14 protein-coding genes are annotated in these 15,250 nt (G+C 37.3%); 3 read left to right on the top strand and 11 right to left on the bottom strand.

Translation table 11 applies throughout. The features are described 5' to 3' along the window. Positions 1-16 precede the first annotated feature (16 nt). Positions 17-1,171 (bottom strand): CAP domain-containing protein, encoded by a 1,155-nt coding sequence (locus NYE73_RS04430; protein WP_048394693.1) that lies wholly within the window; start codon positions 1,169-1,171, stop codon positions 17-19. A 147-nt stretch (positions 1,172-1,318) separates the two neighbouring features. On the opposite strand from NYE73_RS04430, the gene NYE73_RS04425 reads away from it, so the two are divergent. Both NYE73_RS04425 and ytvI read left to right on the top strand, forming a co-directional pair. Then, a complete protein-coding gene (locus NYE73_RS04425) occupies positions 1,319-1,720 on the top strand; it encodes a YugN family protein (RefSeq protein WP_004224795.1) in 402 nt (133 codons plus the stop codon). A gap of 146 nt (positions 1,721-1,866) precedes the next feature. Beyond that, positions 1,867-2,928 carry a sporulation integral membrane protein YtvI gene (gene ytvI / locus NYE73_RS04420; RefSeq protein WP_082148174.1) on the top strand — a complete coding sequence of 354 codons (1,062 nt, stop codon included), beginning with the start codon at positions 1,867-1,869 and terminating at the stop codon, positions 2,926-2,928. Positions 2,929-2,942: 14 nt separating this feature from the next. On the opposite strand, the gene NYE73_RS04415 is transcribed toward ytvI, so the two are convergent. From NYE73_RS04415 to cyoE, 7 genes are all read right to left on the bottom strand, one after another. Continuing rightward, positions 2,943-3,404, bottom strand: a complete 462-nt coding sequence (locus tag NYE73_RS04415; protein ID WP_016992774.1) for a DUF420 domain-containing protein — start codon at positions 3,402-3,404, stop codon at positions 2,943-2,945. A gap of 40 nt (positions 3,405-3,444) precedes the next feature. Next, positions 3,445-4,368 carry a cytochrome c oxidase assembly factor CtaG gene (gene ctaG, locus NYE73_RS04410; protein ID WP_004224790.1) on the bottom strand — a complete coding sequence of 308 codons (924 nt, stop codon included), beginning with the start codon at positions 4,366-4,368 and terminating at the stop codon, positions 3,445-3,447. 181 nt (positions 4,369-4,549) lie between these two features. Further along, on the bottom strand, positions 4,550-4,894 hold the full coding sequence (locus NYE73_RS04405; protein WP_004224789.1) for a cytochrome C oxidase subunit IV family protein: 345 nt from the start codon (positions 4,892-4,894) through the stop codon (positions 4,550-4,552). Further along, positions 4,894-5,520 carry a cytochrome c oxidase subunit 3 gene (locus NYE73_RS04400; protein WP_004224788.1) on the bottom strand — a complete coding sequence of 209 codons (627 nt, stop codon included), beginning with the start codon at positions 5,518-5,520 and terminating at the stop codon, positions 4,894-4,896. The genes NYE73_RS04405 and NYE73_RS04400 overlap by 1 nt, the downstream gene beginning before the upstream one ends. Continuing rightward, on the bottom strand, positions 5,520-7,403 hold the full coding sequence (gene ctaD, locus NYE73_RS04395) for a cytochrome c oxidase subunit I (RefSeq protein WP_004224787.1): 1,884 nt from the start codon (positions 7,401-7,403) through the stop codon (positions 5,520-5,522). Before ctaD ends, NYE73_RS04400 begins: the two co-directional genes overlap by 1 nt. A 40-nt stretch (positions 7,404-7,443) precedes the next feature. Beyond that, entirely contained in the window at positions 7,444-8,532 is a 1,089-nt protein-coding gene (gene coxB, locus NYE73_RS04390; RefSeq protein ID WP_016992772.1) for a cytochrome c oxidase subunit II, read from the bottom strand. A 99-nt stretch (positions 8,533-8,631) separates the two neighbouring features. Further along, positions 8,632-9,549: a heme o synthase gene (gene cyoE / locus NYE73_RS04385; RefSeq protein WP_048394698.1), complete on the bottom strand. Its 918-nt coding sequence runs from the start codon at positions 9,547-9,549 to the stop codon at positions 8,632-8,634. A gap of 336 nt (positions 9,550-9,885) precedes the next feature. On the opposite strand from cyoE, the gene NYE73_RS04380 reads away from it, so the two are divergent. Then, positions 9,886-10,809, top strand: a complete 924-nt coding sequence (locus NYE73_RS04380) for a COX15/CtaA family protein (protein WP_048394700.1) — start codon at positions 9,886-9,888, stop codon at positions 10,807-10,809. 62 nt (positions 10,810-10,871) lie between these two features. Here the strand turns inward: NYE73_RS04380 and NYE73_RS04375 are convergent, their stop codons facing one another. The 3 genes from NYE73_RS04375 to pyc form a co-directional block, all read right to left on the bottom strand. Next, positions 10,872-11,060 (bottom strand): hypothetical protein, encoded by a 189-nt coding sequence (locus tag NYE73_RS04375; protein ID WP_004224783.1) that lies wholly within the window; start codon positions 11,058-11,060, stop codon positions 10,872-10,874. After that, entirely contained in the window at positions 11,053-11,673 is a 621-nt protein-coding gene (locus tag NYE73_RS04370) for a TetR/AcrR family transcriptional regulator (protein ID WP_259950997.1), read from the bottom strand. Before NYE73_RS04370 ends, NYE73_RS04375 begins: the two co-directional genes overlap by 8 nt. Before the next feature lie 136 nt (positions 11,674-11,809). Continuing rightward, the gene (gene pyc, locus NYE73_RS04365) at positions 11,810-15,244 is read right to left on the bottom strand and encodes a pyruvate carboxylase (RefSeq protein ID WP_048394705.1); all 3,435 of its coding nucleotides are present in this window, start codon (positions 15,242-15,244) and stop codon (positions 11,810-11,812) included. Between the last annotated feature and the right edge of the window lie 6 nt (positions 15,245-15,250).

Raw genomic sequence — 15,250 nt, 5'->3', positions numbered from 1 at the left:
TCTGAATATTCTTCTGTTATGGTAAGGTTTGATTTGATTTATCTGTAGATTCTTCGCTATCTTGTTTTTCATTTTTCGTCTCTTCATTATCTTGCTCTTCTCTACCCACTTCTTGTGTAGTAGGTTCAAGATATATTTGCGTATAATAATCTACAAAGGCGCCAGAACCAACGCGTGTATATCGATCATTCAAAAGAACTTTTCTATGTTCAGGAGAATTTGTCCAGCCATGCATGGCTTCAATCGCATCAAAATAAGCAGTTGCCAGGTTTTCGTTCGCTTCACTATACTCGATTTTTTGCGTCTGTAATCGTTTTTTTAGATCACCATAGGTTGGAGATTCATGCGCTAAAAAATTTTGCACCTTCATGTCCTCACTATGCATTCTTGCTGCTTCCTCCAATGATTCATCCATTTCTAAAGGAAGTAAATCATGATGGACTCTTGTTACATTTAGCAAATCGTCTAATTGTTTAGCGCTAGCCACATCAATTTCTTGCTGTAAGAAAGAGGAAGGTGGAGCACGTCTAACAAGCTCCCCTTGATAGCTCATTTCATATGGCTGATGAAGGACAAGTGTTTCACTGTCTGTATATCGTATCCCTTGCAACTCACTTGTCTCCCTATCTATGTAAAGCTGTGCATAAAGACCATCAAATTTGATAAGCAGCCTTGTTTGCATATCTTCTTCACTCATTGAGAAAATGAAAATATTTTCGCCTACAGTGGCGGCTACCTCATAATCAATGATCGTCATTCTGTATATTTCATCACGTTTTTGGCCTACTTTAAAAGGAAATGCATCAATTTCTTGTCCTGCTATGTAAATTTGTGTCACAATATTATTATCAATACCAATCATAAAAAAAGTTGATACGTCTTCATTGTAGACCCACCATTGATAACCAAATGAAGACGGCTCTTTTCTTGCAGGCTCCCCATATTGTTCTAAAACAGTTTGTGTGCCTTTTCCTATCAATGTGGATATACCCGTTTGTGGACGTGTCATTGCTCCTATTGCAGGTTCCTGCTTTAGCTGTGTTTGAGGTATGATATTCGAATTGGTATTTGGGCCTTCTAGTGGCTCATTTTCCTTAGGGGTATTAAAAAACATAAAACCAATTAATGCAACTGCACCACAAACCATTAAAATGCGGAATAAAGCTTTCATACAGGACTCCTTTTCATCACCATTATTGTAAGTTATTATATCAATTGTAATTGGGTTGACACAATGTTGTCATTGCAACAATGTCGAATATGCTCTATTATAAAAATGAGCGTATACTTTGTACGAGAACCTAAAGGAGGACTATACATGTATTTTGAAAATACTAACCTTGAAAATTTAACAGCTGATCAAGAGCTACTTGTCAGCATTATGAAAAAACATGGTTTAGAATGTGATGGCGGCTGGGATTACGAGCGTATGACATTCGATAAACGATTCGATACTCGTGAAGGTCGTTATTACCTACGCGTATTCGCATATGCTATTTCTGGTGACGTAGGTGCACACGATGCTATCCTTACATTAATGAAACCAGTCCTTGGTAAATACTATTATCCGCATGGTGTTGAATATGGCGATGACGAGGTTTATCCAGCACACCTTGTAAAAAAATGTGAAGAAATCTTAAAAAAGGTTAAATTAGAGTTAGATCAATTCTCAATCGAGCCTACAAATAAAAATAACTTTGAACCTGTTAACGCACGCTAATCTTTCGTACATTGAAGTGACGGCAAGTAAGCGTAAATAGCTTCATGGTTGTAAAAAGACTGGTGGTCCAGTCTTTTTTTATTTTGAGTAAAAAAAAATTTTTTTCTCATACTACCTATATCTATTACATGATGTAGGTGAGAAAAATGTTATCATTTTTTAATCGTCCTTTTTTTCGTCATCCCATTATTGTTATTGCAATGGGTATACTGATCCTTTGGTCCATCTCCATATCATTACCAATTTTACTTGCCTACTTAACCGCGTTATTGTTAGAACCAATCATCGTTCGAATGAGCAAACGGTTTAGAAAAAAACGGAAAATCGTTGTCTTCTTCTTTTTTTTGTTTTTTCTAAGTATATCTTTATTATTATGTACACTTATCCTTTATATAAGCTGGAAACAATTTTCTTCCTTTATTATTGATATACCTGATTATCTTAATCAATTGTCTGCCCTATGGATTCAAATGCAATCTAAGCTCAGCAATTACACCTATCATTTACCGGTAGAGCTAGTTTCACAAATTCAATTTATGATTGCAAAAGCTTTAGCATCCATCGAAAAATTTTCTTTATCCTTAACGAACGTCAATGTTTGGTCAACGTTATTAACATATATTCCCACACGTCTTTTTGATATATTTGTTTATTGGATTGTGTTGTATATGTTGCTTTTAGAATTACCAACAATTAATCGTAAATTATTATCGCCCGTTCCTTTTCATTACCATCAAAAAATTATCTTTATTGGCCAACGTGTTAAGCTAGCCTTATTTGGATTTCTGAAAGCTCAATTACTTGTAGGGATAGGGATCTTTGCTATATCATTCGCTGCATTTTATTTTTTAAAAACACCATTCCCTATATTGTTAGCACTTTTACTTGTTGTTTTAGACTTTATCCCTTTTCTTGATTCATTTATTTTATTAGTCCCATGGGCAATCTATCAGGTCTTTGCTGGCGATTATTTATATGCAGCTGTCTTAATTTTACTAACCATTGGACAATTTCTAGTCCGACGAATGATTGAGCCAAAAATTATTGGCGATAAAATTGGACTTTCTTCCTTGAATACCTTTATTGCCATGTTTATTGGTTTTAAAATCTTTGGATTTATTGGAATATTAATTGGTCCGTTACTGGTTGTCGTAGTGCTTTCACTATTCCAACCAACTATAAAAAATCTCCCTCCTACACAGAAATAAGGAGGGAGATTTTTTTAAAATCCTAAAATGGCTTTAATTACTGATGTTGTTTCACCAGGCTCAAATAAAATATACAATAATAAATAAACTAATACACCAGTTATGGCAACAAAGAACCAAATAATACTTGTAATTGGCCCAATTCGTCTGTGTAATTTAATGTTCATTTTCAAACCTGAAATAATACTAACGATACCAAACACAGCTCCAGATGTCGCTAAAATAATATGGAAAATCAAGAAGAACGTATAGTATGGTTTTAAATCTTCTCCACCGCCAAAAGCTGTATTTCCAATAAAGATTGTACGGGACGCATAGATGATAAAGAAAATAAGTGCTGCAACACCTGCAGCAAGCATCACTTTCTTATGTCCCTCTACATTTCTTTTTATAATTAAGCCCCACCCTATCGCTACAAGTACCGCACTAATAACGATAAACGATGTACTAATAGTAGGCAATATTTGCAATTCCATTGTCAAAACCCCTTACACAAAGTAAATTTCTATTCTTCAACTAATGTTGCTGTTGACTTTCCCACTTCTTTTGGTGGGCAGCTAAAGCGTCAGCAGTGATTTTATCCGGATCTTTTTGCTCAGATCGATACCATCTTGTGAAGATCGTACCAATTAGTACACCAAAAATAAGCTCTTGTAGGATTTTCATTAACACGCCACCTAATTGCTGATCTGCAACTGGTTTCATGTCTGTAAATAGCTCTGGTCCAGATAAAGATAATCCTGACAATGTAGAGGCTGGTACACAAAGCTCCATTGCCTTTAACCATGCATCACCGTTTGTGTATGTCTCATACATTGCATTTGGCGCAAAGATGATTAATCCACAAGCAGGTGTAATTAAAACAGCATTAGCAATAATATACGCCAATTTATGCAAAGGCTTCATTTGATTACTATTTGGCATATTTTGAATTAAAGGCCAGTACATAAACACTGCAGATAGAAATAATACAAATGTATAGGTACCATGTAATGTTTCATTTAATTTAATGTAATCCAATATGGACGGTAAATGATAGAAAGAAAATAGACCGATAAATACAAAGACAGCAACAACTGGTAATGTTAGCACTTTAAACAAAGTTCTAACTACAGGTGCCTCAATAGCCACCTTCCAAACCCACCAGGGAATCCCTTTAATTAAGAAAATAGGGACCAGCAATAACAGAATAGCCATTTGCACCATGTGCATGGTAAACATAATATGAGCCATTAAATCAATCGGAGATCCTTTGATAATATAGATGGTAATCATAGCTAAAACAAAGTAAATAGCTTCACTTTTTTTCAAAGGTTCACTTACTTTAAAATCTTTACGCCACTTTGTTGTGACTAAAAAATAGATGATTGTTATAAAAACAAGAACCCCTATTAAATACGGGCTCCACAATGCTTGGAAACCAAATATACTAAGTGGCATATGGAACGCACTCCTTTAAACTTCAGTACTCCTATTATAAAACGCTTACAGCTATACTGCAATGAACGAAAGGTGAACAAATGTTAAGTTTCAACAGTGTTTGCCTCTTTGTATACCTAAATAACCTCAAAACATAAGAAAAGCACGTTCGTACAAAATAACGAACGTGCTTTTTTGGTGATTACCACCAAATGATTGTTAAAAATGCTAAGAAGAATGTAAATGCGATTAAAATTCCCATCCACATGAAGAAACCAATAACACCACCAAAGTGAGTTTTTTTATCTTCTAAGTGCATGAAAGAATAAAGTTGAAGTACAACTTGAACGCCAGCCAATAATAATACGAATGGCATAATTAAGTATTTAGAAAAATCAGCTGCAACTACTGCGAATGCGATAAAAGTGAAGAAAATCATAATCGCAAAGTTGATTACTTGTTTACGCATATGAACGGCATTATGATGACGATCATACTCATACTGTGCCTGTGACTTAGCAACTATAGGTGTATCGTGTGAAGACATTATCCGATCACTCCCATCAAGTATACTACTGTAAAGATAAATACCCAAACTACGTCGATAAAGTGCCAATATAAAGCAGCAACGAAGAATTTAGGTGCATTGTACAGGTTTAATCCACGTTTAGCATTACGGATCATTAAAGTACCAATCCATACAAGACCTAAAGTTACGTGGAAACCGTGTGTACCAACTAACGAATAAAACGCTGTTGCGAATGCAGATTGATTAAATGTAAAACCAAGGTGCACATAGTGGTTGAACTCATAGATTTCAAGTGCTAAGAATCCAAGACCTAAAGCTAATGTAATCGCTAACCAAGTTTGCATACCTTTAAAGTTAAAGTTACGCATATGGTAAATTGCATAAACAGATGTTAGTGATGATGTTAATAATAACATCGTCATAGCAAATGCTAATGGTAATTCAAATAAACCTTGAGTTGTGAACTCCATGCCAGCTGGCCCTTTGTTCTTAAGCGCTAAATAAGTAGCGAATAAACTTGCGAAAAGTACAACTTCACAGGCAAGGAAAATCCAGAAACCAACGACTTTATTTTTACCTTCCATCGTAGCTTGTTCAGGATGATCTGGCCAAGTATGAGGAGTAAATTTAGTATTGAAATCCATTATTTATTTCCTCCTTTGCCGTAAAGATGTTCTTCAATTTCAAGAATTTCTTCTTTGTGTAAATGGAAACCATGATCGTCTTTAACAGAACGAGCAATCATCGCACCAAATGTAATTGCTAAACCAATGATTAATACATAAATAGACCATGGCTTATCTGCGTCTGGATTGTAAAGTGCACCAAATGCTGCAATAAACATACCTAATGAAATAACGAATGGAATCGCTGAGTTATTTGGCATATGGATATCACCTAGTGGTTCAGCAAATGTTACTTCTTTATTACCTTCTTGTTTTTCAATCCACCATGGATCTAAACCACGAACAAGTGGAGTTTGACGGAAATTATAGAATGGAATTGGTTGTGGAATTGACCATTCTAAAGTACGTCCATCGCCCCATGGGTCGCGTCCTGCTGGTTTGCCCTTAATAGACATTAAGCAGTTGATTACCATTAAGATAACCCCTACACCCATCATTAATGCACCGATTGTAGAGATATAGTTGAATTGATCCCAACCTTGACCTTCCATGTAAGTGAATACACGACGTGGCATACCCATCAAACCTAAGAAATGTTGAAGGAAGAATGTTAAATGGAATCCGATAAAGAATACCCAGAAAGTAATTTTACCAAGCGTTTCGTTTAACATACGGTTGAAGAAAATTGGCCAGTAGAAGTGCGCTGAACCGAATAATGCTGTAACGATACCACCAACGATTACGTAGTGGAAGTGAGCAACGATAAAGTAAGAATCATGTAATTGATAGTCAAGAGGTGCAGATGCTTGCATGACCCCTGTAACACCACCCGCAACGAATGACGGGATAAATCCAAGTGCATAAAGCATTGGTGTTGTAACTTTAATAGATCCACCCCAAATAGTTAGGATCCAGTTGAATACTTTCATACCTGTTGGAACCGCAATTGCCATTGTTGCAACAGCGAAGATTGCGTTTGCTGTTGGCCCAAGACCAACTGTAAACATATGGTGAGCCCAAACCATGAACCCTAAGAAACCAATTAAAATTGTAGCGAATACCATTGAAGAGTATCCGAATAGACGTTTACGAGAGAACGCTGGAATAATCTCAGAGAATAAACCGAATGCTGGTAATACTAAGATATAAACCTCTGGGTGTCCGAAGATCCAGAATAAGTGTTCCCAAATTACTGTGTTACCACCCATTGTATGGTCAAAGAAGTTACCACCGAACATACGGTCAAATAACATCATTAATAAACCAATTGTTAATGGAGGGAATGCGAATAAGATTAAGGCACTTGATACAAGAGCAGTCCAAGTGAATAATGGCATACGCATAAATGTCATACCTGGAGCACGCATTGTAATAATCGTAACGATAAAGTTAAGACCTGAAATTAATGTACCTGCCCCTGAAATTTGTAAACCAAGAACATAGAAATCAATACCATGTCCTGGAGAGTATAAAGATAATGATGCATAAGAAGTCCAGCCCGCATCAGGAGCGCCACCCATAAAGAATGACAGGTGAAGGAATACTGCACCTAGGAAGAATAACCAGAACCCTAATGAGTTAAGGAACGGGAATGCAACGTCACGCGCACCAATTTGTAATGGTACAAGCATGTTCATAAATGCGAATAGTAGTGGCGTAGCAGCTAGGAATAACATTGTTGTTCCGTGCATTGTTAATAATTCATTGAAAAAACCAGCTGATACGAAATCATTATTTGGTTTCATTAATTGAATACGCATTAATAATGCTTCAAAACCAGCGATAGCGAAGAACAATGTACCGGCTAATAAATACATCACTGCTAACTTTTTATGGTCAACAGTAGTGATGTAATCCCAGACAGCTGCTCCAAAGCCCTTTTTCTGTGTGTATGAGCTCACAACTTTTACCTCCCTCAAAATTTGTTACATAGAACGAAAATTATTTTTCTACTGATAAGCCCATGATGTAAGTTGCAAGAGCTTCAATTTCTTCATCAGATAAATTACCGTAGATAGGCGCAGTGCCTTCAGCATTCATCATTAAGTTACCTGGTTTAAATTCCTCAGGGTTTTTAATCCAAGCTTTTAAGCTTTCTTCATTATGCTCTAAGAAACCAGCAACACGGTTACGGTCACCAAACGTAGTTAAGTTTGGACCTGGTGTACCGCCTGCTCCTGAACCAGAGATAGCATGACAGCCTAAGCAGCTATTTGCAAAAGTTGCTTCACCAAGATCTGTTGAAGCTTTGTCAGCAGTTTGTCCTTCAGTTGCTTTCATTGCATCAACCCATGCATCAAATGCGTCTGGGCTTAATGTTTTTACTTTAAAGTCCATTAATGCATGTGAAGGTCCACATAATTCAGCACATTTTCCATAAAATACGCCATCTTTAAGATCTTTTGATTCTTTATCGAATACTAAGTAGAATTTGTTTAAGTTTTCCACGTTTGTATCCATTTTACCGCCTACAGCAGGAATCCAGAATGAGTGCTTAACATCGGCAGCTTTTAAATTAAAGTAAACTTTTTCACCTGTTGGTACCACTAACTCTTGAGCCGTTACGATACCTTGGTTAGGATATTCGAATTCCCACCAGTATAATTTTGCCGTTACATTGATTGTTAGGGCTGTTTTGTTCCCTTCTTCATCTACCTCATCCATTGCAGCAACATCTGCAAATTTATAAGTAGTTGTAACAACTGGTACAGCGATAATTAATAATAAAATAATCGGAATAACTGTCCAAATCACTTCTAAAGTATGACTACCCTCTACTTGCTTAGGGATAACATTTTCACCTACGCGTGCACGACGGTATTTTAGGAATGCAAGTAAATAGATAACAGATACTATTACTACTACTAGCGTCATAATTACAGTAGTTAACAGTAATAAATTTAATTGTTGTTTACCTACTTCTCCAGATGGTTTTAGTGTAGAAAGATAATCTTCACCACAACCTGAAAGGAAAACCATCATCACTGCTAGAAGTGAAAAAAGACGCCATTTTTTAAGCCCTTTCATCATAGCTTAATTAAACCCCTCTTTCTTTGTTGTATTTTCATGTGTACCTAGGACATCAGTTCTGTCTATATGAATTCTTATAAAAAGAAAGAATCCCTAACTTTAGCTAAACACCGCAAATATTATGATGGCTACAAATAGTATGGTCATATGATTCAACGAATAAATAAACATTTTATTTGCCCATTTCATATCATCTTTTGTTGTAAAGCCTTTCAGAGCTAGTATTAACCAACCCAAGTTCAATGCAGTAGCAAGAGTTAAAAAGCCAATTCCAAGCTCTGTTAAAAGGAAAGGTAACGGTAATAATAAAAGAATCCAGAATAACATTGAGTACTTTGTACGTTTAAATCCCTTTACAACAGGTAGCATTGGTATTTTAGCTGCACGATATTCCTCAGTCCGTTTCATTGCAAGCGCATAGAAATGTGGTGGTTGCCATGCAAACATGATAAGGAATAAGGCTAGTGCTCCTGGACCTAAGGCAGGCTCAATCGCTGCGAATCCAATAACAGGAGGAATAGCCCCCGAAATACTACCTACAACCGTGTTACTAACATGCTTCCTCTTTGACCACATTGAATACAGAACGACATAAGCAAATATTCCTACTAGTCCCCACATGCCGGCTGCAAACGATGCCGCAAATAACAAAATTTCACCTACAATTAAAAATGAGAGGGCAATGGTCAACACAAAGTTTGGCTTAAATCTGCCTGTCACTGTCGGTCTTGCCTTAGTTCTTTTCATGATGGGATCTATATCCTGATCAATGAAGTTATTCATTGCACCTGAGCCACCAATGATTAATGCCGCACCCAGCATGGTGTAAAATATGACATCAAGCTCTTGCAAGAAATGTCTACTAGTAAACTGAAAAGCCAGCCACATCCCTGTAAACGTTGTGACAAGATTCGAGTTAACGATTCCAATTTTTATTAGTGCTAAGAAATCTTTTACAACAGATGTTGTTTCTGGACCAGGATTTCTAGTAGCCGCCAGTGTACGACCGTTTGACATAATACCTCTCCTTTCATTTTTGTAAGCATATTCCGCTAACAATAACTATAGCGAAATTTGCGATTGATTTCTAGACATTAAGTGAAATTTAGATGAAGTTGTAAAAATTAGTTTTGTCTAGAAATATAATTAAAAACAACATATCTATAGTAAAACATTTTCTAAAATGAATTGTGAAGGTTAAAGCACGAAATTATGAACAATTTGTGAAATGGAATCGACATCTAGTAGTCCCTTCTCTTTACAAGTTGTTTTTTATACGTATTTTCGATATTATCTAGTAGCAGAAACATTACGTTCTTGTAATGTTGATAGATAAAGTAGGTGACTCATTTTATGCAACACAACAGGTATTTGAAGTGGTTTGCTGTTGCCGCTACAGTAGGGATGCTCCTTATATTACTAGGTGGGGCTCTCGTTACCAAAACAGATAGTGGCCTAGGCTGTGGTCGTAACTGGCCTGATTGTAATGGATCTCTTATTCCAAAGGAGATTACACCAGAAGTCCTTATTGAATTCTCACATCGTCTCGTAACAGGAGTTGTATCTATTTCAATTCTTGTGTTAACCGTTTGGACATGGCGTAAGCTCGGACATATTCGCGAAGTAAAACTATTAGGTTTCCTAGCAATGTTTTTCTTAATCGCGCAAGCTCTTATTGGAGCAGCTCAAGTATTATGGGGGCAAGGTGATTTCATCTTAGCTCTACATTTTGGGATATCTCTGATTTCCTTTGCCGCTGTTCTTCTTCTCTCTATGATTGTATTTGAAGTCGATCGGAAATTTGATGCCGATAACGTATTTATCGGTAAAAAGTTACGTTGGCATACAATTGCTGTCACAATTTATTCTTATTTAGTCGTTTATACAGGGGCGCTAGTTCGTCATACAGATTCGAGCTTAATTTGTCCTGATTGGCCATTTTGCTATAATGAAACACCTTTGGCACCCCCGAATAATATGTATGAATGGGTGCAAATGGGACATCGATTAGCTGTTCTTATTATTTTCATTTGGATTGCATACATAACTTGGCACGCTGTAAAGGAATATAAACATCAACGTGTTATATACTATGGATGGATAATTGCCTTTACTATAGTAGTTTTACAAGTTATTGCAGGTATGTTAGTAGTCCTTACTAAACTGAATTTAACGGTAGCTTTACTGCATTCATTATTTATTTCCCTTTTATTCGGTTTATTATGCTATATGATCATGCTAGTTGCTCGAAGTAATTATAATGAGAAAAAGAAATAGCCCAGAAATAGCCCATTAAAAAAGATTCGCCACCAAAGATGTGTCGAATCTTTTTTCTATGACTATTTTTGTTTCTTCATAGCTTCAGTCCCTATAATTCCAACAATTAAAATAATCATGGATACCAGTGCATAATCTTTAAAAAATGTTGTAAAAGGAATGTCGAAATATCGACAAATTAACGTTACGAGACGGCCTCCTAATAAAATTAAACCAATGACTAACATCCAGTTAAATAGCGCTCTAAGCATTTTTTGGCCCCTCTACTTTCATTGCTGTCCATATAATATTTGTTACTTCGAGACTGTAATCCTCTGCCGCAATAGCAAGCGGTCCCCCTATAAGCATGTATTCACCAATCGCTCCTTGAATTACTTTTGCCATTACATTGACAGAGCGAACACTAAAAGTCCCCTGTTTTTTACCATCTTCTAAAATATTACGTAATGCCGTCAATAGTGGGTCTTCCTCTTCATCTGGCAGTTTATAGTAAGGGATGTCATGTGCAGTCCGAGCGTTGAAGACAATTTCTATTAATGCTGCATTTTCTTTTGGGTGTGTCGCTTGATAAGCAATGCTTGCCTCTATGAAGTTTGCTAATTGTGTGGTAGGGTCACTGGCAGTATATGTTTTTGTCAAAATGAAAGTTGTGGATTGCTCAATTAGTGCTTGCAGACTTTGGTTGATTAAATCTTGTCGATCTACAAAGTGATAAGAAATTAATGCTGTGCTAATAGAAGCACGTTTAGCGATTTGTGCTAAACTTGCCTTTACATAGCCTATATCATCAAGTGTCGCTATCGTAGCTTCAATAATTTGCTGCTTTCTTGCTTCCTGAATAAAGGTATTTTTATTGTTATCCATAGAATTCTCCTGATTGATTAACCAAACATTTTTCTGATTAAGTAATCAGATTTTATATGATTTATCGCTTAAACACAATAAAAAAGGTTATGTAGATACTAATAAAAGCATCTAATAACCTTTTTTTCATGACTATTTATTCAATTTCAATTAATAGATCCCCTGTTGAAATGGCATCTCCTGCACTTGCATATACCTCTTTTACAATGCCGTCTTTAGGTGCTTGGACAGTTGTTTCCATTTTCATAGCTTCTGTAATTAACAGGTGATCACCACGTTTAACAGGACTACCTTTAGAAACAACAACTTTCAACACAGTACCTGGCATTGTAGCACCGATTTGGTTTGGATTGCTTGGATCGGCTTTTAATGCTAAATTGCCATCAACCTCAACAGTCATATCTTGAATCACCAATTCACGCGATTGACCATTAAGCTCAAAGTAAAGGACACGTGTTCCATTGTGTTGTGGTTCCCCGATTGAAACGAGTTTAATAATCAATGTTTTACCTTTTTCAATTTCGACCTCAATAATTTCACCAAGCTTTAAGCCATATAAGAATGTCGGTGTGTCAAGAACTGAAATATTGCCAAAGGATTCTGCTGTTTTCGCATATTCCTCAAAGACTTTTGGATAAAGTGCATAAGCCAGTACATCTTTTTTCGTAACTGGGCGATTTAACTTTTCCTCTAGCACAGCCTCTAATTGATCAAATTGAATAGGCTCTAATAATTCTCCTGGACGAACTGTAATTGCTTCTCGATCTTTTAACACTACTTGTTGTAATGCCTCTGGGAAACCGCCATGTGGCTGCCCAAGATAACCTTGGAAGAATTCAATCACAGAATCTGGGAAGTCAATTGTTTTCCCTCTTGTTAAGACTGTATTTTCGTCTAGATCATTTTGCACCATAAATAAAGCCATATCACCCACTACCTTGGAGGATGGTGTAACTTTAACAATATCACCAAATAGTAGATTTACACGGGAATACATGCGTTTCACTTCTTCCCATCGATCACCAAGCCCTACAGCTTTTGCTTGTTGCTGTAAATTACTATACTGACCACCAGGCATCTCATGTACGTAAATCTCAGAATGCGGGCTGATCATGCCACTTTCAAAATCTTTATAGTATTTACGAACATCTTCCCAGTAGTACGATAATTTTTCTAATGCATCGATATCCGCTCGTACCTCACGTTTGCCGCCCTTCATTGCATAGTACAAGGAGTTTGCACTTGGTTGAGATGTTAGACCTGCCATAGATCCAAGCGCTGTATCAATAATATCAACACCTGCTTCTATCGCTTTAGCATATAAGTAAATTCCATTGCCACTAGTATCATGTGTATGCAAGTGGATTGGCAGACTTGTCGTCTCTTTTAACTCGGAAATTAAACGGTACGCCGCTTCCGGTTTCAATAAACCAGCCATATCTTTAATCGCTAAAATATGGGCACCAGCTGCTTCAAGCTCTTTCGCCATATCCTTATAGTATTGCACTGAATATTTCGCACGACTGTCATCGAGGATATCCCCCGTATAACAGATGGCTGCTTCAGCAATTTTTCCTGATTGACGCACAGCATCTATCGCTACTTCCATGCCTTTAATCCAATTTAAGCTATCGAAAATACGGAATACATCAATTCCTGATGAAGCCGATTCAGCGATAAATTCTCGGATTAGATTGTCAGGATAGTTTGTATAACCAACAGCATTAGCTCCGCGCAGTAACATCTGGAATAACACATTCGGCACTTGCTCACGCAGTTTCGCTAGCCGCTCCCATGGATCTTCTTTTAAGAAGCGATATGCTACATCGAATGTTGCACCGCCCCACATTTCCAGCGAGAATAACTGATGCATCATGCGAGCTGTTGCATCTGCAATTTGATACATATCCTGTGAACGAACACGTGTTGCAAGCAGGGATTGGTGAGCATCGCGGAATGTAGTATCTGTTAGTAGTACGTCTTCCTGTGCTAAAATCCACTGCACTAAGCCATCTGCTCCCTGTGTATCTAAAATCTGCTTTGTACCTGCTGGTGGTACAATTAAAGGATCAATTTTAGGTTGGTTTGGCTGGACAAAGATAGGTTTTGACTTCTTCTCTACACCAGGGAAGCCATTTAAGGTCACATTCCCAATATAGCTTAACAGCTTTGTTCCACGGTCTTTACGCACAGGGAACTCGAAAAGCTCTGGTGTTGTATCAATAAAGCTAGTATCAAAGGCCCCTGATAAAAACTTTTCATGAGTCACCACATTATTTAAAAACGGAATATTCGTTTTAACGCCACGAATACGGAATTCTTTTAAATTACGATCCATTTTCGCAGCAGCTTCTTTAAAGTTCATACCCGAAGTAGAAATTTTCACCAACAAAGAGTCATAGTATGGTGTAACGACAGCACCCTGGAAGCCATTCCCAGCATCTAATCGCACGCCAAAACCACCACTTGAACGGTAAACCATTAACTTTCCTGTATCTGGCATAAAGTCATTTGCAGGGTCTTCTGTTGTCACACGTGCTTGAATGGCATAGCCAATCATTGGCATATCTTCTTGCTTTGGCATATGAATTTCTTCACTGTGAAGTCCATAGCCTGCCGCTACCTTAATTTGGGCATGGACGATATCAACACCTGTAATCATTTCTGTAATTGTATGTTCTACTTGAATGCGAGGGTTTACCTCGATGAAATAAAAATCGTCTCCTGCGACTAAAAATTCCACTGTCCCTGCATTTATGTACGAGACATTCTTCATTAATTTCACAGCAGCATCGCAAATACGATTTCTTAACTCTTGTGAAATCGAATGAGATGGCGCAATTTCTACCACTTTTTGATGTCGACGCTGAATTGAGCAATCACGCTCATATAAATGCACAATATTGCCATGCTTATCGCCAATAATTTGTACTTCAATGTGTTTTGGTTTTATGATTGCTTTTTCTACATATACTTCATCGGAACCAAAAGCAGCCTTTGCCTCAGATTTTGCTCTTTCATAGGAGGAAGCAAGATCCTCTGGCGTATGGACTAGACGCATCCCTCGACCACCACCGCCAAGTGCTGCCTTAATCATAACTGGATAGCCATAATTGCTAGCAAACGTCTCTACCTCTGCTAGATCGGCTACTGGGCCATCTGTACCAGGAATAACAGGAATCTCAGCCGCAATGGCTTGAGAACGTGCTTTGACCTTATCTCCAAACATATCTAAATGCTGAGAAGTTGGTCCGATAAAGACAATGCCCTCTTCCTCACAGCGACGTGCAAATTCCACGTTTTCTGATAAAAAACCATACCCTGGATGAATCGCATCAACATCTGCATCTTTTGCGATGGCAATAATACCTTCAATATCTAAATAAGCATCGATTGGTTTCTTGCCAGCTCCCACTAAATAAGCTTCATCTGCTTTAAAGCGATGAAAAGCACCACTATCTTCTCTTGAATAGATGGCAACAGTTTGGATATTCAGCTCCGTACAAGCACGGAAAATACGAATTGCAATTTCTCCTCGATTGGCTACGAGAATTTTGTTGATTGATTCCATAGGTAT

It is taken from the genome of Lysinibacillus sp. FSL K6-0102, assembly GCF_038003545.1.
In the GTDB taxonomy this organism is placed as follows: domain Bacteria; phylum Bacillota; class Bacilli; order Bacillales_A; family Planococcaceae; genus Lysinibacillus; species Lysinibacillus capsici.
Note: the sequence above shows the minus strand (reverse complement) of the source record. Positions and strands in the feature narration are given on the sequence as shown.

Bases quoted from the DNA above. Each gene is read 5' to 3' on its own strand.
- NYE73_RS04370 (WP_259950997.1), bottom strand. From the start codon at position 11,673: ATGGATAACAATAAAAATACCTTTATTCAGGAAGCAAGAAAGCAGCAA.
- NYE73_RS04380 (WP_048394700.1), top strand. From the start codon at position 9,886: ATGCAACACAACAGGTATTTGAAGTGGTTTGCTGTTGCCGCTACAGTA.
- cyoE (WP_048394698.1), bottom strand. From the start codon at position 9,549: ATGTCAAACGGTCGTACACTGGCGGCTACTAGAAATCCTGGTCCAGAA.
- NYE73_RS04405 (WP_004224789.1), bottom strand. From the start codon at position 4,894: ATGTCTTCACACGATACACCTATAGTTGCTAAGTCACAGGCACAGTAT.
- ctaG (WP_004224790.1), bottom strand. From the start codon at position 4,368: ATGCCACTTAGTATATTTGGTTTCCAAGCATTGTGGAGCCCGTATTTA.
- NYE73_RS04415 (WP_016992774.1), bottom strand. From the start codon at position 3,404: ATGGAATTGCAAATATTGCCTACTATTAGTACATCGTTTATCGTTATT.
- NYE73_RS04375 (WP_004224783.1), bottom strand. From the start codon at position 11,060: ATGCTTAGAGCGCTATTTAACTGGATGTTAGTCATTGGTTTAATTTTA.
- NYE73_RS04400 (WP_004224788.1), bottom strand. From the start codon at position 5,520: ATGGATTTCAATACTAAATTTACTCCTCATACTTGGCCAGATCATCCT.
- pyc (WP_048394705.1), bottom strand. From the start codon at position 15,244: ATGGAATCAATCAACAAAATTCTCGTAGCCAATCGAGGAGAAATTGCA.
- NYE73_RS04430 (WP_048394693.1), bottom strand. From the start codon at position 1,171: ATGAAAGCTTTATTCCGCATTTTAATGGTTTGTGGTGCAGTTGCATTA.
- ytvI (WP_082148174.1), top strand. From the start codon at position 1,867: ATGTTATCATTTTTTAATCGTCCTTTTTTTCGTCATCCCATTATTGTT.
- coxB (WP_016992772.1), bottom strand. From the start codon at position 8,532: ATGATGAAAGGGCTTAAAAAATGGCGTCTTTTTTCACTTCTAGCAGTG.
- NYE73_RS04425 (WP_004224795.1), top strand. From the start codon at position 1,319: ATGTATTTTGAAAATACTAACCTTGAAAATTTAACAGCTGATCAAGAG.